The sequence below is a fragment of the Marimonas arenosa genome (genome assembly GCF_030848945.1).
GTDB lineage: Bacteria > Pseudomonadota > Alphaproteobacteria > Rhodobacterales > Rhodobacteraceae > Marimonas > Marimonas arenosa.
In genome coordinates, this window is record NZ_JANHAX010000001.1 from 27,618 (window position 1) to 53,654 (window position 26,037).

Below are 26,037 nucleotides of genomic sequence, written 5' to 3' on the forward strand. Positions count from 1 at the left end.
GCGGTGGCCTAAGCTGTCCTGCAATCCGAGTCAGAGGAGAGACACGCATGTCCAACACCCCGCACGAGCTGCACGAAGAGTTCCCCGAACATGTCGACAAGATGAGCGCGCTGAGAAACGACGACGCGCATTTCGCCAAGCTGTTCGACGACTATCACGAGATCAACCGCGCCGTGCATCGGGCCGAGATCGATATCGAGCCGACCGACGACTTGCACCTGACCGAGATGCGCAAGCAGCGAATGGTGCTGAAGGACGAGATCTACGCCATTCTGACCCACGGCTAACCGCCCGGGCGCTCGATGAAGCGCCAGAGCACGGGAAGGGTGTCGCTGCGCCACAGGTCGGTGTGCTGCCCGCCCGGCACGGCATGAAACTGCTTCTGTTGCGACGGGGCGGCGGCGAAAAGCCGCCGCCCCATCCCGATTGGGATCACCGCGTCGCGCGTGCCATGCAGCACCAGAAGCGGTGCCCGCAGCGCCGCGATGCGGTCGAGAGAATTCCACCGGTTCTGCATCCGGGCGATCTGGGACTCGAGCTGCGGATAAGCGGCACGCGCCACCGCCTGCACCGAGGTGAACGGCGCCTCCAGAACCAGCCCTGCGGGCTGGCGGCCGGTTTCGGCAATCGCCGCCAGCGCCACCCCGCCGCCCAGTGACTCGCCATACATCACCACCGGCGAGTCGCCGGCAAAGTCGCCGATCCGGCGCCATAGCCGGGCCGCGTCATAGCCGAGGTTGCGCTCGCTCGGGCGGCCGGTCGAGCCGGACGAGCCGCGGTAGCCCAGCGCCACCAGCCCGTAGCCGCGCTCGGCAAACCGCTTGAACCGTCCCGTCCGGGCGGCCAGGTTGCCGGCATTGCCGTGGAAATAGAGGATCACCGGCTTGCCCGGCCGGGCTGCGCCCACCCAGAGCACCAGCGTCTCGTGGCCGCTGACGAAGATCGCTTCCTTGAGCGCCAGACCGAGGTCGCCCGGCCGGACCCTGGTGTCGTCGAAAGGATAGACCAGCGCCCGCTCCATGCGCTGAAGCGCCAGCGGCCCGCCCAGCGCGACGACGACCGCCACCAGGGCCAGCATTCCACATCTCAGCCGACCTCGTACGGCAGCACGCCGCGCTTGTGTGCGTCGATTGTCAACCGCCGCTCCAGCGGCGGCACCGACCGCTGGTGGCAGTTGACCCGCTCGCAGATGCGGCAGGAAATGCCGATCGGCTCGAAACTCTGACGCTCGCTCACGTCCAGCCCGTCGGCATAGACCAGGCTGCCGGCATGGGCCACGTCGCAGCCCAGCGCGATGGCGAAGCGCCGCACCGGTGCGCCGAACGATCCGCCGGGTTTCGAGACGTCGCGGGCGATCGAGATATAGCGCACCCCGTCCGGCGTCTCGGCCAGCTGGCGCAGGAAACGTCCCGGCGTCTCGAAAGCACGGTGCACGTTCCACAACGGGCAGGCGCCGCCGAAGCGGGCAAACTGCAGCCGGGTCGCCGAATGGCGCTTGGTGATGGTGCCGGCTTGATCGACCCGGACGAAGAAGAACGGGATGCCCTTGGCGCCGGGGCGCTGCAGGGTGCTCAGCCGGTGCGCCACCTGCTCGATCGAGGCCCCGAACCGCTGGCTCAGCCGTTCCAGGTCGTGCCGGGTCTCCTGCGCCGCCGCCAGAAAGGCGCCATAGGGCATCAGTGCCGCGCCGGCGAAATAGTTGGCCAGGCCGATCTTGGCGATGCTGCGGGCCTCGTCGCTCTGGAATCGCGCCAGATCAAGCGTGGCTTCCAGCAGCGCATCCTGTTTCAGCAGCGCCAGTTGCAGCAGCAGTTGGAAGGCGCGGGTTTCCGGGGCCGCCCGGGCCGACAGCGTCAGCACCCGGGTTTCCGGGTCGAACCGGCGCAGCGCGGCCTCGTCGCTTTCCTGCACCCGGATGCCTTCCTTGGTCAGGCTGCGGACCGCATGCGCCGCAATCCCGCCGCCGCCCGGTGCGGCGTTCTGGGCAAAGCGTTCGGCGGCGCGGTCGACCGCGTCGATATAGTTGTCGCAATAATGGAAGAAATCGCGCACCTCGTCCCACGGGCTGGCCTGCATCCGGGCGTCCTCGCGCCCCAGCGCCTCGTCAAGGCTGGCCAGTCGCTCGTGGGTCTGGCGATAGGCCCGGTGCAATTCCAGGAAGGCCCGCGCCAGCCCCGGTGCGTTCGACGCCGTCAACCGCAGATCGGCCAGCGGCGGCGGGTCGTCGGCGAAAACCGGGTCGGCCATCGCCTCGCGCATGTCGCTGACCAGCCGCTCGCTGTCGCCGCTCGAAAGCTCGGTGACGTCGAAGCCGAACTCCTGCGCCAGCGCCAGCACCACGGTGGTGCTGACCGGCCGCTTGTTGTTTTCCATCTGGTTGAGATAGGGCAGGGACACGCCCAGCTTGGCGGCGAAATCCTTTTGCGTCAGGCCCAGGCGGCGGCGGGTTTCGCGCAGCTTGGCGCCGGCATAGATCTTCGGGTTGGCCATTACGGGCAGGCTCCGGGTCGCTAAGATGCAAACCTGATATTGCAAAATCCCGGCTTTGCATAGCGGCGCGCGCCCCGTTAACCAATGATCCGGCCGTCAGACCCGGTGTCACCGCCATACGCATCGCAGCCGGCGTGCCAGCCGGGCTGCCATACGCCCGGTTTCGGGCCGAGTCGAAGGGTTAACGCTTGCCCCGGGGGCAGGTCGTCGCAGCACCGAAGGCGTTACGCCAGCCCGCCCAGCCGCGCTTCGCGCCGGATCACCATCAGGATCAACGCGATCCCCGCCACGGTGGAAACCGTCATCAGGAGCACCAGCGGAAAGGCACTGGTGCCATCCTTGAGCAACACGCCCGACAGGGCCGACAACCCGGCGCCGCCGCCCAGCATCATTGCGCCGCTCAGCCCCGAGGCGGTGCCGGCCAGGTGCGGCCGCACCGACAGCGCGCCCGAGACGCCGTTGGGGATCGACATGCCGTTGCCGACGCCCACCGGCACCATCAGGGCAAAGAAGGTCCACAGCCGTTGCGCGCCGGCCAGTTCCAGCACCAGCGACAGGCCGACGCCGGCGAAGGTCACGATCAACCCCAGCAACAGCATCCGGTTGATCCCCACTCGCGACGAATAGCGTCCGGCGAAGAAATTGCCGAAGAAATAGCCCAGCGACGGCGCGGCGAAATACAGGCCGAGTTCCTGCGGTTCGAGGTGGAACACGTTGGTGGCGACGAACGGCGCGCCACCGAGAAACGCAAAGAACGATCCCGCCGCGAACAGCGTCGCCATGCTATACCCCCAGAATCGCGGGCTTTTCAGAAGTTCTGGCACCTCGCGATACTGCTGCGCAAGGGTGAAGCCCGACGGCTGTGCCGTCTCTCCCAGATCGACCCAGGCGAGAGCGAAAATCACCAGCCCGGCTGCAAACAGCAGCCAGAAATTGGCATGCCAGCCGTAATGCTGTTCCAGCCAGCCGCCCACCGCCGGGCCCAGCATCGGGATCACCGCCATGCCCATCGTGACATAGGCAATCTTGGCGCCGGCCTCGTCGACCGGGGTGGTGTCGCGCACCACGGCGCGGCTCAGCACCATCGCCACCGCAACGCTGGCCTGCATCATCCGGAAGGCCAGGAAAACCGCCACATGGGTGGAAGCGAGGCAGCCCAGCGTGGCCACCAGATAGATCGCCAGCCCGGCCAGGATCACCCGGCGGCGGCCGTACTTGTCGCTGATCGGCCCGATCACTATCTGCAGAACCGCGTTGACGAACAGATAGACCCCGACCGACAGCCCGATCACCGCCGGCGTGGTGTCGAAGTAGTCCGCCATGCCGGGCAGCGAGGGCAGAAACAGGTTCATCGCCAGCGCCGAAACCCCCGCCAGCGCGATCAGCGTGCCGATATGCGGCGGGCTGGCGCGGTCGAGAAAACGGACAGGAGCGTGCGGACGCATTGCGAAAACTTCGAAATTTCGGTTTATGTTGGCCAGATCGACGGCGGTATGCCATGCATGTCTGAACAGAGGTGAACTTGATCAGGTTCCCGCCCAGAAGGCCAGACCGCCCGCCCGGAAAACCCTTGCCCCGACAAAATGCCGTTGCGGAATTTCCGCTTTTGCAATTTGCGGCTCGATTCTTAGCATCAGTTTGCAAATTTGCCGAATTTCGCTTCTGTGGCGGTTTTCTCCCCTGTATGTTGGCGCAAACCGGCCTCAACGGGGGACCCCATGAAAGACATTCTCCAGGAACTCGACAATCGCCGCGACGTAGCCCGCAAGGGCGGCGGGGACAAACGCATCGAAGCGCAACACGGCAAGGGCAAGCTGACCGCCCGCGAACGCATCGAATTGCTGCTCGACGAGGGCAGTTTCGAAGAGTTCGACATGTTCAAAACCCATCGCTGCACCGATTTCGGCATGGAGCAACAGAAGCCTTACGGCGACGGCGTGGTCACCGGCTGGGGCACGATCAACGGCCGCATGGTCTATGTCTTCTCCCAGGATTTCACCGTCTTCGGCGGCTCGCTTTCTGAAACCCATGCCGAAAAGATCTGCAAGGTCATGGACATGGCGGTGCAGAACGGCGCGCCGGTGATCGGCCTCAACGACTCGGGTGGTGCCCGTATCCAGGAGGGCGTGGCCAGCCTTGCCGGTTATGCTGACGTGTTCCAGCGCAACATCATGGCCTCTGGCGTGGTGCCGCAAATTTCCGTCATCATGGGCCCCTGCGCCGGCGGCGCGGTCTATTCGCCGGCGATGACCGATTTCATTTTCATGGTGAAGGACACTTCCTACATGTTCGTCACCGGGCCAGACGTGGTCAAGACCGTGACCAACGAAGTGGTCACCGCCGAGGAACTGGGCGGTGCCTCGACCCATACCAAGAAGTCCTCTGTTGCCGACGGCGCGTTTGAAAACGACGTCGAGGCCATGGCCGAGGTGCGCCGTCTGGTCGATTTCCTGCCGCTCAACAACCGCGAAAAACCACCGGTGCGGCCGTTTTTTGATGCGCCCGACCGGCTGGACGAAAGCCTCGATACGCTGGTGCCCGACAACCCCAACACGCCCTACGACATGCACGAGCTGATCCTGAAGGTGGCGGACGAGGGTGATTTCTATGAAATCCAGGCCGATTTCGCCAAGAATATCGTCACCGGCTTCATCCGAATCGAAGGCCAGTCGGTCGGTGTGGTAGCCAATCAGCCGATGGTGTTGGCCGGCTGCCTCGACATCGACTCGAGCCGCAAGGCGGCGCGCTTCGTGCGTTTCTGTGACGCTTTCGAGATCCCGATCCTGACCTTCGTCGATGTGCCGGGCTTTCTGCCGGGCACCAGCCAGGAATATGGCGGGGTGATCAAGCACGGCGCAAAGCTCTTGTTCGCCTATGGCGAGGCGACGGTGCCCAAGGTCACGGTGATCACCCGCAAGGCCTATGGCGGGGCCTACGACGTGATGGCCTCCAAGCACCTGCGCGGTGACTTCAACTATGCCTGGCCCACTGCCGAGATCGCGGTGATGGGCGCCAAGGGCGCCACCGAGATCATCCACCGCGCCGACCTGGGTGACCCGGACAAGATCGCGGCCCACACTAAAAATTACGAAGACCGCTTCGCCAACCCCTTCGTGGCTGCCGAGCGCGGCTTCATCGACGAAGTGATCATGCCGCATTCGACCCGCAAGCGGGTGGCCCGGGCCTTTGCCAGCCTGCGCAACAAGAAGCTCCAGAACCCCTGGAAAAAGCACGACAACATCCCGCTCTGACCGTCGAGATGCAATCGCGCGCCACATCATATCTCGGGTCGGCGGCGGCCGCCGCCGCGCTGCTTTGTAGCGGCGTGGCAACGGCGTCCGACGCCCCGCCGGTGCCGCTGCTTCCGTCGGGTCTGGAAGCGGTGCTGCAGGAGGTTGTGGAGGACGTAAAACCGGACGGCACATTTGACTACGTCAGGTTCAGGTTCGTGGCCCCGGGCGTGGTCGGCGACGGGGCGCCGGACCTCGAAGCCCGGGCGGAAGACATGGATTTCCTGTGCGGCGAATACGCGCTGCCGTGGCTGGCCGAGGCCGGCGCGGCCTTCGACAAGATCTCGATTTCGATCTCCGACAGAGAAACCGAGTTCGGTGTCGCCAACCCCGACGTTACTCAGTTTTTCGAGCTCTATCGCGTTGAAAACGGGCGCTGCATCTGGGAGGAATTCTGATGCAGCCACAACATCTTGCGGCGCGCACGTGGTATCGTCCCAAGGTTGAGGCTTTGGAGTCACAACCTGTGGACAAGCATGTGGATAAGTTCCTTTCGATCGGGGATTCCGCTATTCTTGTTTCGGGTTCTCTCCAGAGCCCACTTACCTCGTATGAGGGGCAGGAAGGGTGCAAAAAGCCCGAGCTGTCCGTAACAAGAGACAGGAGAAACAGATGTCGAAAGCCATCAAGAGCGTTCTGGCGCTTGGCCTTGCAGCCCTTGTGGTTGCCTGTGCCCAGCAGGAAGAGGAATTCGTCGTGGTCGACCCCGAGCCGATCTCGACCGAACCGACCTACACCGGTAAGTACAAGTAACCGGTGCTCGGGACAGGCGCTCGCGCCTGTCCCGCCTTTGTCCGTCCATGCGGGGGACGGGCCATGCTGAAACACCGCGGCTTTCCCGGCCGTCTTCCCGGCACCGATTTCCAGTTCACCATACGTCGCGCTAACCCCCGCGGGATCACGCCGCTGAAAGCGCGCGAGCGGTTCCGCGACCGCCGGCCGGCCGACCGTCGCGCCGACGAGGCGTTCCTGGCCGCGCTGTGGGCCTATTTCGGCGAGAGTCCGTTCGAGCGCGGCAATCTCGACGCCGGTCGGCTGAACTGGCTGTTCGGCCGCGAGGTGATTCCCGCCGAGGATCCGTTCGATCCGGAAAGCTACGAGGCGCTTCTGAGAATCGATGTCGACGCCGCCCGCGCGGCCTTTCCGCAGGTTTTCGAGGCAGACGAGTGGGGGGGATCGGCATGATTTCGCTTCCCGAGCGTCAGTTTGAGCGAATCCGCGCCCAAAATGCCCGCTGTGCTTGTGCCCGCTTGGCAACCTGCGCCGGTGGCCGCAATGTGATGACTGTAGTGGCGGTCTCACGCGAGACCGAGACGCATTGTCTGAACCGTTACCCTTCCCCTAAGGGGCGGACTGGTTGTCCCCAAGGCCGTCCGCCCCATTTTTCTGCCCCGGACTCAATGTGTTGCAGCATTCGGCGAGGCCCCGCCGATGACCTGGAGTCACGCAGATTGTGCTTCACAAACCTGAACGAAGCCGCCATTCCGATGGTCGCAAGAACCATAACGGAAAGAGGCAACTCAAAATGCGCACACCACTCACGGTTCGACTTGCCGCGCTCGTGTCGCTCGCCGTCGTTGCGGCCTGCGGGGAAACGCCGGTCGAACAGGCGCTCATGGGCGGCGGTGCCGGGGCAGCCACGGCAATGGTATTGGATGGCAGCGTTGCCACCGGCGCCGTCGTCGGTGCCGCGGCCAACGTGGTCTACTGCCAGAAATACCCGACGCGCTGCTGACCGCGGCAGCGTCGTAAACCCCGCACACGCGCGGGCCAGCCTTTTTCGGGCCACCACCGGGCATTCGCCCGGCGGTGGCCTTTTGCATGCCAAATCCTCGGGGGGGCAATCCCCGGGCGAAACGACGGAAGGGACGCGACATGTTCAAGAAGATCCTGATTGCCAACCGGGGCGAGATCGCCTGCCGGGTAATCAAGACAGCCCGCAAGATGGGCATCGCCACGGTGGCGATCTATTCGGATGCAGACCGCAACGCGCTGCATGTGCAGATGGCCGACGAGGCGGTGCATATCGGCCCGCCGCCCGCGAACCAATCCTATATCGTGATTGGAAACGTGATGCGGGCGATCAAGGAAACCGGCGCCGAGGCGGTGCATCCGGGCTACGGTTTCCTGAGTGAAAACAGCAAGTTCGCCGAGGCGTTGGAAGAGGCGGGTGTCGCCTTCATCGGCCCGCCCAAGGGGGCGATCGAGGCGATGGGCGACAAGATCACCTCGAAGAAGATCGCCCAGGACGCCAAAGTCTCGACCGTGCCGGGCTATATGGGTTTGATCGAGGACGCCGATGAGGCGGTGAAGATCTCCAACGAAATCGGATACCCGGTCATGATCAAGGCCAGTGCCGGCGGCGGTGGCAAGGGCATGCGCATTGCTTGGAACGACGAAGAGGCGCGCGAAGGCTTCCAGAGCTCGAAGAACGAGGCGGCCAGTTCGTTCGGCGACGATCGCATCTTTATCGAAAAATTCGTGACCCAGCCGCGCCACATCGAAATCCAGGTGCTCTGTGACAACCACGGCAACGGCATCTATCTGGGCGAGCGCGAATGCTCGATCCAGCGCCGCAACCAGAAGGTGGTGGAAGAGGCTCCGAGCCCGTTCCTCGACGAGGCGACCCGCAAGGCGATGGGCGAACAGGCCGTCGCCTTGGCCAAGGCGGTGGGCTACAGCTCGGCGGGCACGGTGGAATTCATCGTCGACGGGCAGAAAAACTTCTATTTCCTCGAAATGAACACCCGCTTGCAGGTGGAACACCCGGTGACCGAGCTGATCACCGGCGTCGATCTGGTCGAACAGATGATCCGGGTCGCTGACGGTGAGAAGCTGGCGCTTGCGCAGAAGGACGTTAAGCTCAACGGTTGGGCGATCGAGAACCGGCTCTATGCCGAAGATCCTTATCGCGGTTTCCTGCCTTCGATCGGGCGGCTGACGCAGTACAACCCGCCGGAAGAAGTGGTGGAACCGGGGCACATCGTGCGCAACGATACTGGCGTCTATGACGGCGGCGAGATCAGCATGTATTACGACCCGATGATCGCCAAGCTCTGCACCTGGGCGCCGAGCCGCGAAGAGGCCATCGAGCACATGAGGAACGCCCTGGATGCCTTTGAAATAGAAGGGATCGGTCACAATTTGCCGTTCCTCAGTGCGGTGATGGACCATCCCCGCTTCATTTCCGGCGACATCACCACGGCCTTCATCGCCGAGGAGTATCCCGACGGGTTCGCCGGGGTCGAATTGCCCGAGTCGACGCTGCGCCGCATTGCCGCTGCCTGCGCCGCGATGCACCGGGTGGCCGAGATCCGGCGCACCCGCGTTTCGGGACGGATGGACAACCACGAACGGCGTGTTGGAAGCGACTGGGTGGTCAGCTTGCAGGGCGAAAGCTTCCCGGTCACCATCGCCGCCGACCACGACGGCTCCACCGTGACTTTCGAAGACGGCACCCGGCACCGGGTCACCGGCGATTGGACCCCGGGCAAGAGTCTGGCCGACATGGTTGTCGATGGTGAGCCGCTGGTGCTCAAGGTCGGAAAGATCTCGGGCGGGTTCCGTATCCGTTCGCGAGGCGCCGATCTCAAGGTCCACGTCCGCACCTCGCGCCAGACGGAACTGGCCGCCTTAATGCCCGAGAAACTTCCGCCTGATACATCCAAGATGCTGCTCTGCCCGATGCCGGGCCTGATCGTGAAGGTCGATGTCGAAGTCGGGCAGGAGGTTCAGGAGGGCCAGGCGCTCTGCACCGTCGAGGCGATGAAGATGGAAAATATCCTGCGGGCCGAGAAGAAGGCCATCGTGTCCAAGATCAACGCCGGCCCGGGCGACAGCCTGGCGGTGGACGACGTGATCATGGAGTTCGAATAGGGCGATGACCGGCGGCGGGTGTCAAGGCAGGCCAAATGGAACGGGGGCCATGCTGGCCCTGACCGGCCTGCTGACGCTCACCGCCTGCGACCGTCATTCCGAGGACGAAGCCCGCACGCTGCTTTCCGGCTGGGTCGATCTCGGCGATACGCTCTATTTCGAAAGCCAAAGCGGCTGCACGGCTGGGGTGTTCCGGGTGAAATCGGCGGACGTGAAGGCGCGTGTGCCGGTGTTCGACTCGGCGCAGGCCGTGGTCATGAACGGCAAGCAGGAGGGTCCCTTTGCACTGCGAGAGCCGGGCAAGACCGCCGATCAACTGTTCATTGACCTGATGAATGCCCATCGTCCGACCGGAGTCGCGGTGCAGTCGGCCAGTGTCGAGGCGCGGCCCTGCATGAACGACAAGGCGCGCAACTCGTTCTTTTCCGTGTTGAATGCCGACCGTTCGGTGGTGATCTTCTCGCGGGCCGACCGCGCCTATGCCGTGCTCGATCCCCTGCGCGGCATCGTGATGTTGACCAGCGGGGGCGAATGATGCCGCGCGCGCATTGGGTTCAGTCGTTGCGCAGTTCCTCGCGGCGGATCTGCATCTTGTCGATCGAGCGCGAGATTTCCCGAACGTGCCACGGTCGGGGTTTTCGCAGGTATACGTGCCCGTCCTTCCCGATCAACACCAGCATGAAGCCGCGGGGACGAAATTTCTCACGCAGTTCCGACATACGCGTCGGATCGGTGTCGATCAGAACGATCACGTCGCGCTCCACGAGATCTTCCACTCGCGCCTCGATCAGCGCCATCTGCTCCTCGAAGCGTGGGTCACCGGGGCTGTCAGAGAAGATCACCAGCAGCCGGTTTCTCCAGAGGAATTTAGACAAATCCGCGTCACTGACGGTTTCCGCCGACGGCGCAAGCCGCGGTGGAAGACCGTTCTGCGCGATTGCCGGAACGGCAAAAAATACTGCAATTACAAATACCAATACCGCTTTCATGGCGCCTCCTGCGGTTGATGATATAAGCGGTCTGCGCGCAATTGCGACCATGAAATGCATTGCGCCCGAAAAAACCTGCGCCGTTAAGCGCTTTGTCAGCACTGGGAGGACAGTATGACCCCTGCAGTTCTCTCCCAGCCGCGATACGCGGTTCTTGCTGACATGGGGCGACGGATCATGGACGTCATTCTTCACATCGGTGCGCAGCGCACGGCGACGACGACATTTCAGGCCTATCTGCGCGCCAACGCGCCGGGGCTCGCCGCGCAGGGTGTCGGGTTCTGGGGACCGCTGCGCACGCGCCATGGCGGCCTGCTCAGCGGCATCCTGCCCGATCAAACGGACGACCGGGGCAACCCGGTCATCCCCGAGGCGCAACGCCTCGATCGTGCGCGCCGCCGCATCTGTGCGCAGGTCGAGACGGTAGCGCGCCGCGGGTTCAGTCACCTGATCATCAGCGATGAAAACATCCTCGGCACGGTGCGCCAAAATCTGCGGGCGCTGGCGCTGTATCCGCAGGCCGGCGAACGTCTGGGGCGCTTCGCCACCGCCTTCGACGGTGCCGTCGGCCGCGTGGTGCTGTCGTTGCGCGCGCTTGACGACTACTGGGCCTCGGCCTGGGCCTTCGCTGTGGGGCGCGGCCATCGGCTGCCGTCCCCGGGCGAGCTCGACCGGCTGGTCGTGTCCAGACGCAGCTGGCAACAGGTGATCAAGGACGTGGCGGCGGCCTTTCCCGGCGCAGACCTCCAGGTTCATGCCCATGAAATACATGCTAGCCGCCCCGACCAGCGGTTGCGCCAGATGGTCGATGGCGCCATCACCGCGCCGATGAAGGACGCGCGACACTGGCTGCACCGGGCCCCGGACCTGCCGCAGCTGCGGGCGCGTCTTGCAGCACGCGGCGGCGATCCCGAAACCTTGCCCGCGGGCGGCGGTCGCTGGCAACTGTTCAACAGCGACCAGGCCACGCGCTTACGTCAAACACATGAGGACGACCTGCTCTGGCTTGCCGCCGGGGCAGGGGGGCTTGCCACACTCATCGAGGAAGATCAGCCGGACCAGGCGGGGGACAACCTGCCGGGCGGCGCAACGACAAGAGGACAAGAGGATGACCAACAAGACCGAAGACTGGCGCGCACTGGCTGAGAAAGAGCTCCGCGGCCGGCCGCTCGACGATCTGACCTGGAACACGCTCGAAGGCATCGCGGTCAAACCGCTCTATACCGAGGCCGACATCGCCAGCCTGCCGCAGATGGGCGAAGTGCCGGGCGTCGGGCCGTTCACCCGCGGCGTGCGCGCCACGATGTATGCCGGCCGGCCCTGGACGATTCGGCAATATGCCGGTTTTTCCACCGCCGAAGCAAGCAACGCCTTCTACCGCAAGGCGCTGGCCGCCGGGCAGCAGGGCGTGTCCGTCGCCTTCGACCTGGCGACCCACCGTGGCTATGACAGCGACCACCCCCGCGTGGTCGGCGATGTCGGCAAGGCGGGCGTCGCCATCGACAGCGTCGAAGACATGAAGATCCTGTTCGACGGTATCCCGCTCGACAAGGTGTCGGTCAGTATGACGATGAACGGCGCGGTGATCCCGATCCTGGCCAATTTCATCGTCACCGGAGAAGAGCAGGGGCACGACAAATCGGTGCTGGCGGGCACCATCCAGAACGACATTCTGAAGGAGTTCATGGTGCGCAACACCTATATCTACCCGCCCGCGCCCTCGATGCGGATCATCTCCGACATCATCGCCTATACCTCGGATCACATGCCCAAGTTCAACTCGATCTCGATCTCCGGCTACCACATGCAGGAGGCCGGCGCGAACCTGGTGCAGGAACTGGCCTACACCCTGGCCGATGGCCGCGAATATGTCCGCGCCGCGATCGACGCCGGCATGGATGTCGACAAGTTCGCCGGCCGGCTCAGCTTCTTCTTCGCCATCGGTATGAATTTCTTCATGGAGGCCGCCAAGCTGCGCGCCGCGCGGCTTCTGTGGCACCGGGTGATGACCGAGTTCGGTGCCAAGCAGGAACGCTCGAAGATGCTGCGCACCCATTGCCAGACATCCGGCGTCAGCCTGCAGGAGCAGGACCCCTACAACAACGTCATCCGCACCGCCTACGAGGCGATGGCGGCGGTGCTGGGCGGCACCCAGTCGCTGCACACCAACGCGCTCGACGAGGCGATTGCGCTGCCCACCGATTTTTCGGCACGAATTGCGCGCAATACGCAGCTGATTTTGCAGGAGGAAACCGGCATCACCAAAGTTGTCGACCCGCTGGCCGGCTCCTACTACGTCGAGGCGCTCACCAACGAGTTGGCCGAGAAGGCCTGGGCGCTGATGCAAGAGGTCGAGGAAATGGGCGGCATGACCAAGGCGGTCGAAAGCGGTATGCCCAAGCTCAGGATCGAGGAATCGGCGGCCACACGCCAGGCGTTGATCGACCGCGGGCAGGAGGTGATCGTCGGCGTCAACAAGTACCGGCTCGACAAGGAAGACGAGATCGACATTCTCGACATCGACAACCAGGCGGTGCGCGAAGCCCAGATCGCCCGACTCGAGAAGATCCGCGGCACGCGCGACGAGGCCGCGACCCAAACCGCGCTCGACGAATTGACGCGCCGCGCGAAGGAGGGCGGCAATCTTCTGGAAGCCGCGGTCGAGGCCGCAAGGGCAAGGGCCAGCGTGGGGGAAATCAGCATGGCTATGGAAAAGGAATTCGGCCGCCACCGCGCCGAGGTGAAGACGCTGGCCGGGGTCTATGGTGCAGCCTACGAAGGCGATGAAGGCTTCGCTGCGATTCAGAAAAGCATTGAAGCATTCGCCGAAGAGGAAGGCCGTCGACCGCGCCTTCTGGTGGTCAAGATGGGCCAGGACGGCCATGACCGCGGTGCCAAGGTGATCGCCACCGCCTTTGCCGATATCGGCTTCGACGTCGATGTCGGCCCGCTGTTTCAGACCCCGGAAGAGGCCGCTCAGGATGCAGTCGACAACGACGTGCACGTGGTCGGTATCTCGAGTCAGGCGGCGGGTCACAAGACGCTGGCGCCGCAGCTGATCGAGGCGCTGAAGGAAAAGGATGCCGAGGACATCATCGTGATTTGCGGCGGAGTGATCCCGCAGCAGGATTACGACTTCCTCAAGAAAGCCGGCGTCAAGGCGATCTTCGGTCCGGGCACCAACATTCCCCAGGCGGCCCAGGAAATCCTCGATCTGATCCGCGCCGCCCGCGACTGAAAACAGAAAAAGAAACGGAGGCCCGATCATGGGCCTCCGTGCGTGTCGTTTCTTACAAGCCTGTCCGTCGGCACCGGCTCAGTTGCGCGATGGAAAAACCCCGTTCAGCGCGATGCACCACTTCATCGCCAGGTACGGTCCGCGATGGGTCACCGGTTGGTTGCCGCCGGTATTGGAAATCATGCCGGGATCCATCTGCTTGTCCGGCGGTCCGTCGTGATAGGCGGTGTATTTCGTGGCGTTCGGATCCGCCGGGATCGGCGCGACGATGGCAATGAAATCATTGCCCGGCCCGCCCTTGTCGCCGCCGTCGGCGACGGCGTTCACCATGTGGTTGTGCGACGGCAATTGCTGGGTGGTCACGGTGAAGCGTTCCGTGCCACCCCGCTGGCCCTGTAGATAGGTGGCAAGGCCGGGGCCGCTGCCATACCCGATCGGGGCGCGACCGCGCAGATCGGGGAGCGCGAAACTTGTGCGGCAGTCACCGCCGAAGCTGCATCCCAGAAGCGAGAACAGCGCCTGGTAGTTGTTGATGGGCAAAATTGCCCCATTGGCCTCTGCCCAGTTCCGTGGGCAGAAATTGAACCCGACAAGCATCGTTTCGCCGATATAGGGGTTGTCCCCGGCAGCGCCCCGTGCCGGGGTCATGGTCACGAACGCAGCGGCGAGCCCAAGGGCTGTCACCCCGGCCTTCAATTTGGAAACTGAATTGGTCATTTTCGTCCTCGCAAGAGTTCTTTGGCTGTCATGTGTGTCTGTTCCGCCGGTCAGTTGCGGGACGGGAAGATGCCCTGCGTGACAATGCACCACTTCATCGCCAGGTAAGGTCCGCGATGGGTCACCGGCTGGCTGCCTCCGTTGTTCGAGACCATGCCGGGATCCATCTGCCTGTCGGGCGGCCCGTCGTGGTAGGCCGAGTACTTGGTGGCGTTGGGGTCGGCTGGGACCGGTGCGACAATTGAAAGGTAGTCATTGCCTGGCCCGCCCTTGTCGCCGCCTTCGCCAACGGCGTTCACCATGTGGTTGTGCGATGGCATTTGCTGGGTGGCCATGGTGAAGCTCTCGGCTCCGCCGCGCTGCCCCCAGCTGTAGTTGCCAAGGCCCGGGCCCGCCCCGTATCCGATCGCGGTGCGGCCGCGCAGGTCGGGCAGGCCGAACGTCGTGCGACCATCGCCGCCAAAGGTTGTTCCAAGCAGTGAGAACAGAGCCGTATTCTGTGAAATAGCAAGCAGTTGGCCTGCCGCCTCTAACGTCGCACGCGGGCAAAAATTGTACCCGACAAGCATGAGCTCGCCGATATAGGCGTCGGTGCCGGCCTCGGCCCGGGTCGTTCCCAGCGGTGAAATAGCGACGGCAAGTCCCAACGCCGCAGCGCTGCAGGTGATTTTCATTTTCAGGTAGGTCATGACTGCATCCTTGTGCAAAAGTCTCAATGGCTGAATCAATATGCCCGGTCATCTTCGCCCGGAACAAAATAAAAGGGCGAGACCGAAAACTGACTAACAGAATCACATTATGGCGCGCCGCGGTTCTTTTTCAAAATACTTCCGCGCGCAGCCGCGCCAGGTGACGCTCGGTCCCTTGAATTTGGGGCTTGCAATTCGCGTCACGCGCCAGAGGATTGCGGATAAGCTTTTCTGACCGGCGGGGTGTCATGGGAAAACGGCGCAAGATCGCAACCGGGATGGCGCTGGCCGTGCTGTGGGCCGTGGCGATCGTCTGGCTGCCGCAAACGATGAAACCGCCGTTTCTGCCGCTCAACACGGTGATCATTGCCGCGCTCGTTCCCGGCGGGTTGGTGATGGTGCTGATGGTTGCACGGCTGGCACAGCGCCGCTTTGTCGACGACGTGGCGATCGATGGCGGGTCGTTTCCGCTCGGTTCCGGGGGCGACATCGACCAGCGCGTCCTGACCAATACCGTCGAACAACTGATGCTGGCCGTGGCGCTCTGGCCGTTCGTGGCGCTGACGCTGGGCGGGCTGGTGGTGCTGTGGATGGGTGCGGGTTTTGCGGTTGCGCGGCTGGCTTTCTGGATCGGCTATCACATCTCGCCGCCGCTGCGTGGGTTCGGCTTCGCCGCGACCTTCTATCCCACCGCGCTGGCCACGCTGTGGGCGCTGTCGATCTGGCTGTTCTAGGGGGCAAGACATGCTGAAACTCGATCACATCGCCGTCGCCTGCGAAGCCCTCGAGGAGGGGCGGGCGCATGTCGAACAGGCGCTTGGCGTTTCTCTCGAACCCGGCGGCAAACATGCCCGGCTCGGCACTCACAACCTGCTGATGGGGCTCGAGGACGGTGTCTATTTTGAAGTCATCGCCATTGACCCCGAGGCCCCCGATCCCGGCCTGCGGCGCTGGTTCAACCTCGACGATTTCCAGGGCGCGCCGCGGCTCACCAACTGGATCTGCCAGACCGATGATCTCGACGACGCGCTGGCGCTGGCGCCGCCGCAGATGGGCCAACCGATCGAACTCACCCGCGGCGATCTGCGCTGGATGATGGCGGCCGGGATCGACGGGCGGTTGCCGTTCGATCAGGGATTCCCGGCGATCATTTCCTGGGGGGCGAGCCCGCATCCCTCGACCCGGCTAAAACCCTCCGGCCTCCGGCTCGAGCGGTTGATCATCACCAACCCGCAGGCGGCGGCGCTGCGTGCCGCGCTGGCCCCACTGGTATCGGATGCACGCATCGTGATCGAACAGGGCGATGTCGGCATGCGGGCCGAGTTCTCCTCGCCCACTGGGCAGAAGGTGCTGGAATGATCCGAACCGCGCGGGTCGAAGATGCCGCCGGTATCGCCGCGATCTGGAATCCGATCATCGCTGACAGCAGCATCACCTTCACGTCCGAGCCCAAGACCGAGGATGGCCTGCGGGCGCTGATCGCCGCCCGGGGCCCGGCGTTCTTGGTGGCCGAGCCCGCCGACACGATCCTCGGCTTCGCCACCTTCGGCCCGTTCCGCAGCGGCCCCGGCTATGCCGCCAGCGCCGAACACACGATCCTGGTGGCGCCGGCGGCGCGGGGCCGGGGGCTTGGCCGGACACTGATGCAGACGCTGGAAGACCGCGCCCGCGCTGCCGGACTGCATGTGCTGATCGGCGGGATCAGCGGCGAAAACGCCGCCGGCATCGCCTTCCACGCTGCGATGGGGTTCTGCGAAACCGCGCGCATGCCGGAAGTGGGGCGGAAATTCGGTCGCTGGCTCGATCTGGTCTGCATGCAGAAAATCCTCTGACCGCGGCCTTTTTCCCGACTGACTTCGCTGCGCCTGCATCGTATGGTGCGCGTCATGTCGATCTGGACCCGCATCACCGCCGCCGTAGCGGCTCTGGCCAAGGGCGAACCGCTTTCGGCTGTGTTCGACCATTTGCGCGCGCCGCCCGAACGCTCGGTCGGCTTCGCCATCGCCGTGATCGCGCTCGGCGCCAAGATGGCCAAGGCCGACGGACGCGTGACGCGCGACGAGGTCGCCGCCTTCCGAGAGGTGTTCCAGATCGCCAAAGAGGATGAGGCCGGGGCGGCCAGGGTGTTCGACCTTGCCCGCCAGGACGTGGCCGGGTTCGAAGACTATGCCCGCAAGATCCGCGCCATGTTCGGGCAGGACGATGAGGCGCTGTGCGACCTGATGGAGGGGCTGTTCCACATCGCCATGGCCGATGGCACCTACCACCCGAACGAGGATGATTTCCTCGCCCGTGTGGCCGGAATTTTCGATGTGCCTGAGGCGCGCTTCCGGCAACTGCGCTCGCGCTTTGTGCCGGATGCGGCGCCGGATCCCTATGACGTGCTGGGGGTGCCCCACGACGCCTCGATGGATGATATCCGCACCGCCTGGCGGACACTGGTGCGCGACACTCATCCTGACCGGATGATGGCCCGCGGCCTTCCGGAAGAGGCGCTGAAACTGGCTGAAAGCCGCATGGCGGCGATCAACCGGGCCTGGGAGGATATCCAGCACGATCGGGGCGTTTCCTGATGCGCATCGCCACCTACAACGTCGAATGGTTCAACAACCTGTTCGACGATGACGGTCACCTGCTCATGGATGACGGCTGGTCGGGCCGGCAGGACGTCACCCGCGCCCAGCAAACCGAGGCACTGGGGCTGGTCTTCACCGCGCTCGACGCCGACGCGGTGATGGTGATCGAGGCCCCTGACCACAACGGCAAGCGCGCCACAGTGCCGGCGCTGGAAGAATTTGCCAGCGCCTTCTCCCTGCGTGCCCGCCGCGCCATCGTCGGCTTCGAAAACGACACTCAGCAGGAAATCGCGCTGCTGTATGATCCCGACGCGCTCAGCGCCCGGCATGATCCGCTGGGCGATGAGACCGGCAAGAAAGGCTCGTTTGAGGCACCGCGTTTCGATTCCGTCTTCCGGATCGACCTCGACATCGACGCCACCGAGGATTTGGTGCGCTTTTCCAAGCCGCCGTTGGAACTGGCGTTGGAAACGCGGGGCGGCTTTGCCTTCCGCATGATCGGCGTGCATCTGAAATCCAAGGCGCCGCACGGTGCGCGGTCGCGCAACGAGATCATGAAGCTGTCAATTCAGAACCGCCGCAAGCAACTCGCCCAGGCGATCTGGTTGCGCCAGCGCATCGCCGAACATCTTGCCCAGAATACGCCGCTGGTCGTGCTCGGCGATCTCAACGACGGTCCAGGGCTCGATGAATACGAAGGCCTCTTCGGCCGCTCCTCGGTCGAGATCGTGATGGGCGAAAGCGATGGCCCGCCGCTCTACGACCCCCACGCCCGCCAGGCCTTGCTGCGCCGCATCGGCGCCCGTCCGAGCACGGCACGCTTTTTCCTGCCCGAACGAAACCGCTATCTCCAGGCTCTGCTCGACTATATCATGGTGTCGCCCGACCTGGCCGACCGGAAACCCGTCTGGCGCATCTGGCACCCGCTCGACGATCCCGACTGTTTCAAGCTGCCCGAACTGCACGATGCGCTGCTTGTCGCCTCGGATCATTTCCCGGTCACGCTCGATATCGAGCTGCCGTCTTAAAATCGTGACCCGGAAGGGTTATATTGCAGCCATGAAACAGATTGCTTCTTTTGCCCTTGTCTGCTTGCTCGCAGCGGCTCCTGCCACGGCGCAGGACGAAAGCGACGGGCTGTCGCTGATGGAAGAGGGGGCCAGGCTTCTCTTTCGTGGGCTGATGCAGGAAATGGAACCCGCGCTTGACGACCTGCGCAAGTTTTCCGAAGAGGTTGAGCCCGGGCTGCGGCAGATGATGCAGGAGATGGGGCCGGCGCTGGCCGATCTGATTGCCAAGATCGATGATTTCACCGCCTACCACCCGCCCGAGATTTTGCCCAACGGCGACATCATCATGCGCCGCAAGTCCCCGCTCGAGCGCGAACAGGACAAGGTCGAGAAGGGCGGCGAAATCGACCTTTAAGTAAGCACGACGGCGTTTCGACTGTCGCTGATCAGTCGCCTCTCGCGGTGGCGTCGCTGCTTTTCGCGTATCGGCTCAGCACCCAAAACCTCTGCAACAAGCCATTTCCAGCCCGGCTTCCGGAGCACCGCTTATCTTGGCAGATGGATCGTGAACCGCTCCCGGATCGCCCGGTCGAGATCGGGCGCAAAACGGGCGGCCGCAGGCTCGTTCAGGATCGCCTGCTTCCGCGCCGTGGCCCGCGCCAGCAGGTCGGGTCGGCCGTTTTCTACCCATTCCTTGGGTGAACTGCGGTTGCCCAAAGTGGGATAGACGTGATCGGCCTGCATCCGCGCAAGCGTCGCCGAGGTGCCGAGGTAATGCCCAGACCCGCCGAGGCAGACCTCGCGCATCTGGTCGAGCGCCAGGGTGTCGTCATCCACCTCGATGCCGCGCACGCAGCGCAGGGATTGCCCGATGATGTCATCGCCCAGAATGAGCGATTCATGGCAGAAGCCGAGCAGTGAGGCATGCATTCCTGCCGCTTCGTAGACCATGTTGAGCCCGGCCAGCCCGGCCATCACGTTGGAACACATCTGTTCCCAGCCGGCCTGCATGTCGGGCAGTTTTGCATCGGCGATCCCCGCCGCCGCGCCGCCAGGCAGGCCATAGAAGCGGTGCATCTGGGCGCAACCAGCGGTCAGCAGCGCCTGTTCCCCCGAGCCGCCGGTCATCGCGCCGGTTCGCAGGTCCAGCCCGAACGGCCAGGTGCCGAAAATCGTCGTATGCCCCGGCGCGATGGCGTTGACATAGACCACGCCAGCCAGGCATTCCGCCACGGCCTGCACGATCGCGCCCGCCACGGTCGAGGGCGCCGTCGCCCCGGCCATACCCGCGCTCAGCAGCAGCACCGGCATGCCGCCGGCGATTACCTTCTCCATCACCCGGCAGCTTTCGGTGGCGAATTTCATCGGTGGCACCACGAAACAGTTGGAGTTCGACACGAAGGGCCGCGCCCGCCAGGCGGCCTCACTGCCGGCGATCAGGTGCAGCATCTCCAGCCCGTCGTCGACGAAATCCGGATCGGTGAAAGAGGTGCCGACATGTTTGGTCGTGCCGGAACAGCAGGCATAGATGGTGTTGAGGTCCATTTCGCGGTTGTCGGGAATGTCGCGGGCCACCATCGGGCGTTGCAGGAAATGGATGTTGTCGAGCCGGTCGGTGATCCGCGCTGCATCATGCAAGTCCTGCACCGTGCTGTCGCGATAGGCCTTGCCTTCGACATCTACCATGCTCACTGCCGCACCTGCGGTGCCGTAATGCACCCGCGTGCCGGATAGCTGCAGGTCGTGGCGCGGATCGCGGCCGCAGAGCGTGATTTCCTTCGCCGCCTTGGCCAGCATGTCCTCGACCAGGGCACGCGGAAACCGCAGCCGCCCGTCTGTGCCCTGGATGGCGCCCGCCCCGGTCATGATCTCGACGCCCGAGGCCGGCGCATCCGCCAGACCAATTTCCTCCAGCGCCGTCAGGGCGGCCTGGTGGATCCGTGTCATGCCGTCGTCGCTCAGCGGCTTGTATTGCCCGCCGGAGAGCCCGGCACGGACCGGGCGGATGTGTTCGGAAAGCGGCGCCGTGCGAGCGGCGTGGCGGGCTTGGCGGCCGCCGGAACGGCGGGAAGTCTGAATGGTCATGTCGCGGGGGTCCTTGCCTCGTTCTGATCTTGGAAAATCAGAACAGGTCAGGCCGTCCCCGGGCGGCGCGGCCGCGTCCGGCTCCGATGGTGACCGTCACCAACGTGATCTTGCAGGCCAGGTCTTGCATGCGCGCGCCTTTCTCATGACGCGCTCAGAGTGCCACGCTGCCGGACCTGGTCTGATCCGGATGCGACATTCTGTCGTTTTCAGACCTTGAACAGGCTCACCATTTGCCGGAAGCACCGCCGCCGCCCGACGATCCACCACCGAAACTCGACCCGGAAGACGACCGCCTCGAACTGGAAATGCGAGAGATCGTGTAGCTCTCGACACCGTGATAGCCGCATTTCGGACAGTCCGTGACATGTTCCCCCCGGCCTTCACTGGTCCGGGTTGCCGCTTCGACGGTGGTGTCTTCGGTCTTGACCCCGCGCGCGCCGCATTGCGGGCACTTCGCGAGTCGGGCTTTCAGGTTGCGAACGGCGCCGACCAGCAGGATCGGGACGAAAATCAGCAGGAGCCACCAGGCGCTGACGCCGCCTTTGCGCTTTGGCGGCTCCGCCCCGGCGTGGAAGGGGCGGGCGATCTTTTCGATAAGCGTCTCGACACCGTATCGGATGCCGGTCACGTAGTTCTCTTTCTTGAACTGCGGCAGGATTTCCCGTTCCATGATCCAGTTGGCCTCGAACTGCCATTCCCCGGCATAGCCCTTGCCCAACTCGATCCGCGTCTCGCGGTCGGCCAGCAGCACCAGGAACAGGATGCCATCGTTGCGGTCCTTGTCGCCGATGCCCCACTGATCGAAGAGGCCGGCGGCGAAGGTCTCGAGATCCTGATCGGGCGCGAACATGTCCTTGCGCGACAGCGTCACCACCGTCATTTCGATACCGGTGTCTTCGCGCAACTTGTCCAACTCGGCGCTGATCTCGGCCTCGGCTTCGGGCGGCAGAAGGCCGGCGAAATCGTTCACCGTGATCGACTCGTAATCGGGATAGGTCTGCGCCAGAACCGCGGCGGCCGACATCAGCAAAGCCACACACCCGCTCAGAAGAAAGCGTTTCATTTCAATTCTCTCGATTGCGAAAACGATGTTCAAGCATAGGCCCGGAGGGCGCGTAAAGGCAATCAGATTTGCGCCGCGGCAAATTGCACCAGTTCCTCCAGCGCCGCGGCGAACGCGTCATCCGCGATGGTCGTCGCCACCCGCACATGCCCGGCCGCCGCCCGGCCGAAACTTTCGCCCGGCATCACCGCGATGCGGCGTTGGTCGAGTAACTTCTCGGCGAAAGCAGTGCCGGAAAGGCCGGTGGTGCGGATGTCGAGCATCAGGTACATCGCCCCCTGCGGCGGCACCGCCCGCACAACGTTCTGGCCTTCAAGGATCTTCAGCGCGATCTCGCGCCGGCGGCGGAACGGTTCGGCGATGCCTGTCTCGAAGTCGATGCCCCGGCGCAAGGCAAACAATGCCGCTTTCTGGATATAGCCGGCCACGCCATAGGTGGTATGGGTCGACAGGTTGATCAGGTGCCGAACCGCCTCGTCCGGCCCGATGATCCAGCCAATTCGGCTGCCGGTCATCGCGTGGCTTTTCGACATCGAGCCCACCACCAGCGTGCGGTCCGCCATGCCGGGCAGGGCGCGCATCGACAGGTGTTCACCCTCCCAGATCTGGGTGTCATAGACCTCGTCCGAGATGACCCAGAAATCATGTGTCTGCGCCGCCTCGGCGACCCCTTCCAGCGTGGCCCGGGAATAGACCACCCCGGTGGGATTGTTGGGCGTGTTGATCAGCAGCGAGGCCGCCCCGGGGGCCGCGGCTGCGATGTCCTTCGGGTCCGGCTGAAAGGCGTTCTCGGCCCGTGCCGGCACCGCCACCGGCACCGCGCCGGCCCCGCGCAGGGTACCGGGATAAGTGGCATAATAGGGATCGATAAAGAGCGCCCGGTCGCCCGGATCGCAGGCTGCCATATGTGCGGCGAACAGCGCGGCCTGGCCGCCCGCGGTGATCACCACGTTGTCACCTGTCGTCGGCACGCCGGTGGTCGCGGCAACCCGCGCCGCCACCTCGTCGCGCAGTGCCGGAATGCCAGGGATCGCAGCATAGCCGGTATGGCCCGCCTTCGCCGCCCGGTGCATCTCGTCGAGGATGGCGGCATCGGTGCCGACATCGTGCTCGCCGATCGTCAGTTCAGTGACCGACTCTCCGGCTTCGACCAGTGCGCGTGCCTTGAAATACAGCGCCCATCCTCCCGATTCGTCCTCGGTCAGGGTGGTGATCCGTTTCGACAGCTTCATGGCGCTCCCCTCGTGTCCTGCGCCTGACAGCCAGACCGGGCCGGGCTTGTCAATCCGAACGCGGGGGCAGGGCCGCCTGGGCCTTTTTCGTCAACCCCGCGCGAATCGTGTCATAGGCAACCCCCAGCCGGTGGCGCAGCTCGGCCTCCTGCATGCCCTCGAACGGCAAATGGATCCACGAGCGATGGAAATAGGGCGCTTTCACGCCTACGCCGGCCTCGATCAGCATCTGCGCCGTCTCCACGTCCGGGCATTTCAGCGACACGCCGCCGCCCTGGCTCCCGACACAGGCGAAAATCTTTCCGCCGACCTTCCAGGTATCGTGGCCCGGCCCGAAGGGTTCGGACCATTCCGCCCCGGGCAACGTGGCGGCGATACGATTCACCAGCTCGCGGCTCATGTCATGTCTCCTTGATTGCAGCCCAGGTCGCCAGCGCCACACACATACCCGCCCCCGCGCCCGACACGGCCCCCAGCGCAGCTACCTGCCAGAGCGGCCAGCTGCGCTCGGCTAGGCTCGCGGCCAGCATGATCAGCGCCATCGCCGGAACCCAGCCCAGCACATTGGCCAGCACCCACCGTCCGCGTGCCACCGAAGCGGGCAGGGCAGGCAATTGCACCAGTCCCATCACGGCGCCCATGCCCAGCCCCACGCCGCCGCCGGCCAGCGCGATCAGCCACAGGGGCGGCTCGAGCCCCTGCGCCCCGGTATCGCCGCCTCCGGCCATGCCCAGAAGCGAGAGACCATAGCCCAGCACCGCACCTGCCACGGTCAACCCGATCCAGGCCACCGGCCTGGCCCCCAGCCGCCGCAATCCGCTGGCCTGCGCTGTGCCCAGGCACAGCCCCTCGAACCCGCCGGCGAGCAACACGGCGCCGGCCTCGACCCCGATCAGGCCACGGTCGATGGCGGCATAGGTGCTGGCCACCACGGCGATGCCCAGCGCCTCGGCCAGCCCAAGCGCGCCCAGCCAATAGGATCGACTCACATCTGCCATGCCCCGAGGCTACCGCCTTCGCTCGTCGCCACAAAGCCGCTTGGCAGGATGGCGATTTTCCCCTAATCTCGCCCCCATGAACGGAACCTGCATCATTATCTGCTGCATTACCGACTGACATCGTCAGGCGGGCCGTTCTTTTAGTTTCCTATCCGATGTGAAGTTGCTAAGCCCGCCGCGGAACCGCCGTGCGTGAGGGCCTCATGACCGAGATCAAGCTGTACAACACCAGAACGCGGAAGAAGGAGCTCTTCCGCCCGATCGACCCGTCGAACGTGCGGATGTATGTCTGCGGCCCCACCGTCTATGACCGCGCCCATCTCGGCAACGCCCGCCCCGTGGTGGTGTTCGACACGCTGTTTCGCCTGTTGCGCCACGTCTACGGGCCGGATCACGTCACCTATGTGCGTAACTTCACCGACGTCGATGACAAGATCAACGCCCGCGCCGCCGAGAGCGGCCGGTCGATCTCCGAGATCACCGTCGAGACGACGCAGTGGTTCCTCGACGACATGGCGGCGCTGGGCGCTTTGGAGCCCACCCACATGCCGCGCGCGACCGAGTACATTCCACAGATGATCGCGATGATCGAAGATTTGATTGCGGGTGGATTTGCTTATCCCCGTGAAGGCCACGTCCTGTTTCGGGTGCGCAAATACGCTGATTACGGCAGGCTGTCGGGCCGGTCGGTCGATGACATGATCGCTGGCGCCCGGGTCGAGGTGGCGCCGTTTAAGGAAGACCCGATGGATTTCGTGCTGTGGAAGCCGTCTTCGGACGACCTGCCGGGCTGGGACAGCCCGTGGGGCCGCGGCCGCCCCGGCTGGCATATCGAATGCTCGGCGATGAGTTACGAGCTTCTGGGCGAGTCGTTCGACATCCACGGCGGCGGTAACGACCTGATGTTCCCGCACCATGAGAACGAGATCGCGCAAAGCTGCTGCGCCCACCCGCAGGGCGATTTCGCCCATGTCTGGATGCATAACGAGATGCTGCAGGTCGAGGGCAAGAAGATGTCGAAGTCGCTCGGCAACTTCTTCACCGTGCATGACCTGCTGACCGGCCATGACGGCGAACCCCCGGTGCCGGGCGAGGTGATCCGCTTCGTGTTTCTGTCGACCCATTACCGCAAGCCGATGGACTGGACTAAGCAAAAGGCGCGTCAGGCAAAGGGAGAGTTGGATTTTTGGGCGACAACACTCTCTACGCTCCCTGAATTGTCCGAGCTTGAAGCCTCCGATGGAAATCCCGATCCGATCATTGTTGAGGCATTGGCGGACGATCTGAACACGTCTTTGGCAATGACACGCCTAAAGAAAATGGCGCGCGAAATCGATGATCGTAGAATTTTCGCCGCACTTAGTGTCGATGAGCAGGCAGAAAGACTTCACGCGTTCACTGCCAGCGCAGCGATATTGGGTTTCGACGTTGTGGAAATGGCCAAGAAACTTCGAGACCAGCCTTTGGAAAAGGACCTCAAATATTTTGAATTGGCTTTGGTCTTTGAAAGGGCTCAGGCGAAGAAAACGAAAAACTTCGAAGAAGTAGATCGTCTCAAAACCGCGCTTCTCGGCGCCGGTGTCGAAGTGCGGATGAGCAAAGAAGGTGTAGAGCTTTTACCGGGACCCGATTTCGATCCCGCCAAGCTGGAGGCCCTCAAATGATGCGCCTCATGCAACAGAGGGCAGTGCCCGGCCGCGGGTGGGCGAGAAGCGCCCGCCCGGGGGGGCGGCCGGGCGCTGCCCGTGACGCAAGCGTCCCGGGCGGAATTGCTCGCAACC

Annotated in this window: 28 protein-coding genes; 17 read left to right on the forward strand and 11 right to left on the reverse strand. The window is 64.2% G+C overall.

The annotated features are described in order from the left end of the window. Window positions 1–47 precede the first annotated feature (47 nt). Window positions 48–287, forward strand: coding sequence for an HP1242/YdcH family protein (locus tag NO357_RS00155; RefSeq protein ID WP_306733585.1), 240 nt, complete (start codon window positions 48–50; stop codon window positions 285–287). On the opposite strand, the gene NO357_RS00160 is transcribed toward NO357_RS00155, so the two are convergent. The 3 genes from NO357_RS00160 to NO357_RS00170 form a co-directional block, all read right to left on the reverse strand. Beyond that, window positions 284–1,078 carry an alpha/beta hydrolase gene (locus NO357_RS00160; RefSeq protein ID WP_306733586.1) on the reverse strand — a complete coding sequence of 265 codons (795 nt, stop codon included), beginning with the start codon at window positions 1,076–1,078 and terminating at the stop codon, window positions 284–286. The two genes, NO357_RS00155 and NO357_RS00160, sit on opposite strands and share 4 nt — an antisense overlap. A gap of 8 nt (window positions 1,079–1,086) precedes the next feature. Next, window positions 1,087–2,490, reverse strand: coding sequence for a helix-turn-helix domain-containing protein (locus tag NO357_RS00165; protein ID WP_306733587.1), 1,404 nt, complete (start codon window positions 2,488–2,490; stop codon window positions 1,087–1,089). Window positions 2,491–2,714: 224 nt separating this feature from the next. Then, complete coding sequence (locus NO357_RS00170) at window positions 2,715–3,935, reverse strand: multidrug effflux MFS transporter (protein ID WP_306733588.1); 1,221 nt, start codon at window positions 3,933–3,935, stop codon at window positions 2,715–2,717. 273 nt (window positions 3,936–4,208) lie between these two features. Between NO357_RS00170 and NO357_RS00175 the strand changes: the two genes are divergently transcribed. The 7 genes from NO357_RS00175 to NO357_RS00205 all read left to right on the forward strand — a co-directional run bounded on the left by NO357_RS00175 (window position 4,209) and on the right by NO357_RS00205 (window position 10,191). Next, window positions 4,209–5,741, forward strand: a complete 1,533-nt coding sequence (locus NO357_RS00175; RefSeq protein WP_306733589.1) for an acyl-CoA carboxylase subunit beta — start codon at window positions 4,209–4,211, stop codon at window positions 5,739–5,741. An 8-nt stretch (window positions 5,742–5,749) separates the two neighbouring features. Continuing rightward, window positions 5,750–6,178 carry a DUF6497 family protein gene (locus NO357_RS00180; protein ID WP_306733590.1) on the forward strand — a complete coding sequence of 143 codons (429 nt, stop codon included), beginning with the start codon at window positions 5,750–5,752 and terminating at the stop codon, window positions 6,176–6,178. A 214-nt stretch (window positions 6,179–6,392) separates the two neighbouring features. Next, window positions 6,393–6,533, forward strand: coding sequence for a hypothetical protein (locus tag NO357_RS00185; RefSeq protein WP_306733591.1), 141 nt, complete (start codon window positions 6,393–6,395; stop codon window positions 6,531–6,533). 63 nt (window positions 6,534–6,596) lie between these two features. Next, window positions 6,597–6,965, forward strand: a complete 369-nt coding sequence (locus NO357_RS00190; protein ID WP_306733592.1) for a hypothetical protein — start codon at window positions 6,597–6,599, stop codon at window positions 6,963–6,965. A 340-nt stretch (window positions 6,966–7,305) separates the two neighbouring features. Beyond that, a complete protein-coding gene (locus NO357_RS00195; RefSeq protein WP_306733593.1) occupies window positions 7,306–7,515 on the forward strand; it encodes a hypothetical protein in 210 nt (69 codons plus the stop codon). A gap of 140 nt (window positions 7,516–7,655) precedes the next feature. Then, on the forward strand, window positions 7,656–9,656 hold the full coding sequence (locus NO357_RS00200) for an acetyl-CoA carboxylase biotin carboxylase subunit (RefSeq protein WP_306733594.1): 2,001 nt from the start codon (window positions 7,656–7,658) through the stop codon (window positions 9,654–9,656). A 49-nt stretch (window positions 9,657–9,705) separates the two neighbouring features. Next, a complete protein-coding gene (locus tag NO357_RS00205) occupies window positions 9,706–10,191 on the forward strand; it encodes a hypothetical protein (RefSeq protein ID WP_306733595.1) in 486 nt (161 codons plus the stop codon). 19 nt (window positions 10,192–10,210) lie between these two features. Here NO357_RS00205 and NO357_RS00210 read toward each other — a convergent pair whose 3' ends face one another. Further along, on the reverse strand, window positions 10,211–10,705 hold the full coding sequence (locus NO357_RS00210) for a DUF4174 domain-containing protein (RefSeq protein WP_306733596.1): 495 nt from the start codon (window positions 10,703–10,705) through the stop codon (window positions 10,211–10,213). 54 nt (window positions 10,706–10,759) lie between these two features. On the opposite strand from NO357_RS00210, the gene NO357_RS00215 reads away from it, so the two are divergent. Next, window positions 10,760–11,791, forward strand: coding sequence for a hypothetical protein (locus NO357_RS00215; RefSeq protein ID WP_306733597.1), 1,032 nt, complete (start codon window positions 10,760–10,762; stop codon window positions 11,789–11,791). After that, window positions 11,754–13,883 carry a methylmalonyl-CoA mutase gene (gene scpA, locus NO357_RS00220; RefSeq protein ID WP_306733598.1) on the forward strand — a complete coding sequence of 710 codons (2,130 nt, stop codon included), beginning with the start codon at window positions 11,754–11,756 and terminating at the stop codon, window positions 13,881–13,883. Before NO357_RS00215 ends, scpA begins: the two co-directional genes overlap by 38 nt. A 78-nt stretch (window positions 13,884–13,961) precedes the next feature. On the opposite strand, the gene NO357_RS00225 is transcribed toward scpA, so the two are convergent. Both NO357_RS00225 and NO357_RS00230 read right to left on the reverse strand, forming a co-directional pair. Further along, window positions 13,962–14,600, reverse strand: coding sequence for a phage tail protein (locus NO357_RS00225; protein ID WP_306733599.1), 639 nt, complete (start codon window positions 14,598–14,600; stop codon window positions 13,962–13,964). 50 nt (window positions 14,601–14,650) lie between these two features. Beyond that, window positions 14,651–15,289: a phage tail protein gene (locus tag NO357_RS00230; RefSeq protein ID WP_306733600.1), complete on the reverse strand. Its 639-nt coding sequence runs from the start codon at window positions 15,287–15,289 to the stop codon at window positions 14,651–14,653. Window positions 15,290–15,537: 248 nt separating this feature from the next. Between NO357_RS00230 and NO357_RS00235 the strand changes: the two genes are divergently transcribed. Genes NO357_RS00235 through NO357_RS00260 form a run of 6 tightly spaced genes read left to right on the forward strand, consistent with a single transcriptional unit; the run spans window position 15,538 to window position 19,290 of the window. Beyond that, window positions 15,538–16,023: an MAPEG family protein gene (locus NO357_RS00235; RefSeq protein ID WP_306733601.1), complete on the forward strand. Its 486-nt coding sequence runs from the start codon at window positions 15,538–15,540 to the stop codon at window positions 16,021–16,023. A 10-nt stretch (window positions 16,024–16,033) separates the two neighbouring features. Further along, a complete protein-coding gene (locus NO357_RS00240; protein ID WP_306733602.1) occupies window positions 16,034–16,648 on the forward strand; it encodes a VOC family protein in 615 nt (204 codons plus the stop codon). After that, on the forward strand, window positions 16,645–17,121 hold the full coding sequence (locus NO357_RS00245; protein WP_306733603.1) for a GNAT family N-acetyltransferase: 477 nt from the start codon (window positions 16,645–16,647) through the stop codon (window positions 17,119–17,121). The genes NO357_RS00240 and NO357_RS00245 overlap by 4 nt, the downstream gene beginning before the upstream one ends. Before the next feature lie 54 nt (window positions 17,122–17,175). After that, entirely contained in the window at window positions 17,176–17,862 is a 687-nt protein-coding gene (locus NO357_RS00250; protein WP_306733604.1) for a molecular chaperone DjiA, read from the forward strand. Then, window positions 17,862–18,893, forward strand: a complete 1,032-nt coding sequence (locus NO357_RS00255) for an endonuclease/exonuclease/phosphatase family protein (RefSeq protein WP_306733605.1) — start codon at window positions 17,862–17,864, stop codon at window positions 18,891–18,893. The genes NO357_RS00250 and NO357_RS00255 overlap by 1 nt, the downstream gene beginning before the upstream one ends. 31 nt (window positions 18,894–18,924) lie before the next feature. Beyond that, complete coding sequence (locus NO357_RS00260) at window positions 18,925–19,290, forward strand: hypothetical protein (protein ID WP_306733606.1); 366 nt, start codon at window positions 18,925–18,927, stop codon at window positions 19,288–19,290. A gap of 131 nt (window positions 19,291–19,421) precedes the next feature. Here the strand turns inward: NO357_RS00260 and NO357_RS00265 are convergent, their stop codons facing one another. From NO357_RS00265 to NO357_RS00285, 5 genes are all read right to left on the reverse strand, one after another. Further along, window positions 19,422–20,960 (reverse strand): trimethylamine methyltransferase family protein, encoded by a 1,539-nt coding sequence (locus tag NO357_RS00265; RefSeq protein WP_306733607.1) that lies wholly within the window; start codon window positions 20,958–20,960, stop codon window positions 19,422–19,424. A 226-nt stretch (window positions 20,961–21,186) separates the two neighbouring features. Beyond that, entirely contained in the window at window positions 21,187–22,026 is an 840-nt protein-coding gene (locus NO357_RS00270) for a TPM domain-containing protein (RefSeq protein ID WP_306733608.1), read from the reverse strand. Between the two features lie 62 nt (window positions 22,027–22,088). Then, window positions 22,089–23,258 (reverse strand): pyridoxal phosphate-dependent aminotransferase, encoded by a 1,170-nt coding sequence (locus NO357_RS00275; protein WP_306733609.1) that lies wholly within the window; start codon window positions 23,256–23,258, stop codon window positions 22,089–22,091. 49 nt (window positions 23,259–23,307) lie between these two features. Further along, window positions 23,308–23,658, reverse strand: coding sequence for an MmcQ/YjbR family DNA-binding protein (locus tag NO357_RS00280; RefSeq protein WP_306733610.1), 351 nt, complete (start codon window positions 23,656–23,658; stop codon window positions 23,308–23,310). Between the two features lies 1 nt (window position 23,659). Further along, complete coding sequence (locus NO357_RS00285; RefSeq protein ID WP_306733611.1) at window positions 23,660–24,256, reverse strand: hypothetical protein; 597 nt, start codon at window positions 24,254–24,256, stop codon at window positions 23,660–23,662. Window positions 24,257–24,459: 203 nt separating this feature from the next. On the opposite strand from NO357_RS00285, the gene cysS reads away from it, so the two are divergent. After that, window positions 24,460–25,920 (forward strand): cysteine--tRNA ligase, encoded by a 1,461-nt coding sequence (gene cysS / locus NO357_RS00290; RefSeq protein WP_306733612.1) that lies wholly within the window; start codon window positions 24,460–24,462, stop codon window positions 25,918–25,920. The last annotated feature ends 117 nt before the right edge of the window (window positions 25,921–26,037 follow it).

Excerpts from the sequence above, each read along its gene's own strand:
- NO357_RS00180 (WP_306733590.1), top strand. The coding sequence starts at position 5,750 with ATGCAATCGCGCGCCACATCATATCTCGGGTCGGCGGCGGCCGCCGCC.
- NO357_RS00165 (WP_306733587.1), bottom strand. The coding sequence starts at position 2,490 with ATGGCCAACCCGAAGATCTATGCCGGCGCCAAGCTGCGCGAAACCCGC.
- NO357_RS00245 (WP_306733603.1), top strand. The coding sequence starts at position 16,645 with ATGATCCGAACCGCGCGGGTCGAAGATGCCGCCGGTATCGCCGCGATC.
- scpA (WP_306733598.1), top strand. The coding sequence starts at position 11,754 with ATGACCAACAAGACCGAAGACTGGCGCGCACTGGCTGAGAAAGAGCTC.
- NO357_RS00200 (WP_306733594.1), top strand. The coding sequence starts at position 7,656 with ATGTTCAAGAAGATCCTGATTGCCAACCGGGGCGAGATCGCCTGCCGG.
- NO357_RS00215 (WP_306733597.1), top strand. The coding sequence starts at position 10,760 with ATGACCCCTGCAGTTCTCTCCCAGCCGCGATACGCGGTTCTTGCTGAC.
- NO357_RS00270 (WP_306733608.1), bottom strand. The coding sequence starts at position 22,026 with ATGAAACGCTTTCTTCTGAGCGGGTGTGTGGCTTTGCTGATGTCGGCC.
- NO357_RS00155 (WP_306733585.1), top strand. The coding sequence starts at position 48 with ATGTCCAACACCCCGCACGAGCTGCACGAAGAGTTCCCCGAACATGTC.
- NO357_RS00265 (WP_306733607.1), bottom strand. The coding sequence starts at position 20,960 with ATGACCATTCAGACTTCCCGCCGTTCCGGCGGCCGCCAAGCCCGCCAC.
- NO357_RS00175 (WP_306733589.1), top strand. The coding sequence starts at position 4,209 with ATGAAAGACATTCTCCAGGAACTCGACAATCGCCGCGACGTAGCCCGC.
- NO357_RS00195 (WP_306733593.1), top strand. The coding sequence starts at position 7,306 with ATGCGCACACCACTCACGGTTCGACTTGCCGCGCTCGTGTCGCTCGCC.
- NO357_RS00210 (WP_306733596.1), bottom strand. The coding sequence starts at position 10,705 with ATGCATTTCATGGTCGCAATTGCGCGCAGACCGCTTATATCATCAACC.
- NO357_RS00185 (WP_306733591.1), top strand. The coding sequence starts at position 6,393 with ATGTCGAAAGCCATCAAGAGCGTTCTGGCGCTTGGCCTTGCAGCCCTT.
- NO357_RS00225 (WP_306733599.1), bottom strand. The coding sequence starts at position 14,600 with ATGACCAATTCAGTTTCCAAATTGAAGGCCGGGGTGACAGCCCTTGGG.
- NO357_RS00230 (WP_306733600.1), bottom strand. The coding sequence starts at position 15,289 with ATGACCTACCTGAAAATGAAAATCACCTGCAGCGCTGCGGCGTTGGGA.
- NO357_RS00275 (WP_306733609.1), bottom strand. The coding sequence starts at position 23,258 with ATGAAGCTGTCGAAACGGATCACCACCCTGACCGAGGACGAATCGGGA.
- NO357_RS00260 (WP_306733606.1), top strand. The coding sequence starts at position 18,925 with ATGAAACAGATTGCTTCTTTTGCCCTTGTCTGCTTGCTCGCAGCGGCT.
- NO357_RS00160 (WP_306733586.1), bottom strand. The coding sequence starts at position 1,078 with ATGCTGGCCCTGGTGGCGGTCGTCGTCGCGCTGGGCGGGCCGCTGGCG.
- NO357_RS00255 (WP_306733605.1), top strand. The coding sequence starts at position 17,862 with ATGCGCATCGCCACCTACAACGTCGAATGGTTCAACAACCTGTTCGAC.
- NO357_RS00235 (WP_306733601.1), top strand. The coding sequence starts at position 15,538 with ATGGGAAAACGGCGCAAGATCGCAACCGGGATGGCGCTGGCCGTGCTG.
- NO357_RS00280 (WP_306733610.1), bottom strand. The coding sequence starts at position 23,658 with ATGAGCCGCGAGCTGGTGAATCGTATCGCCGCCACGTTGCCCGGGGCG.
- NO357_RS00205 (WP_306733595.1), top strand. The coding sequence starts at position 9,706 with ATGCTGGCCCTGACCGGCCTGCTGACGCTCACCGCCTGCGACCGTCAT.
- NO357_RS00240 (WP_306733602.1), top strand. The coding sequence starts at position 16,034 with ATGCTGAAACTCGATCACATCGCCGTCGCCTGCGAAGCCCTCGAGGAG.
- cysS (WP_306733612.1), top strand. The coding sequence starts at position 24,460 with ATGACCGAGATCAAGCTGTACAACACCAGAACGCGGAAGAAGGAGCTC.
- NO357_RS00250 (WP_306733604.1), top strand. The coding sequence starts at position 17,176 with ATGTCGATCTGGACCCGCATCACCGCCGCCGTAGCGGCTCTGGCCAAG.
- NO357_RS00285 (WP_306733611.1), bottom strand. The coding sequence starts at position 24,256 with ATGGCAGATGTGAGTCGATCCTATTGGCTGGGCGCGCTTGGGCTGGCC.
- NO357_RS00170 (WP_306733588.1), bottom strand. The coding sequence starts at position 3,935 with ATGCGTCCGCACGCTCCTGTCCGTTTTCTCGACCGCGCCAGCCCGCCG.
- NO357_RS00190 (WP_306733592.1), top strand. The coding sequence starts at position 6,597 with ATGCTGAAACACCGCGGCTTTCCCGGCCGTCTTCCCGGCACCGATTTC.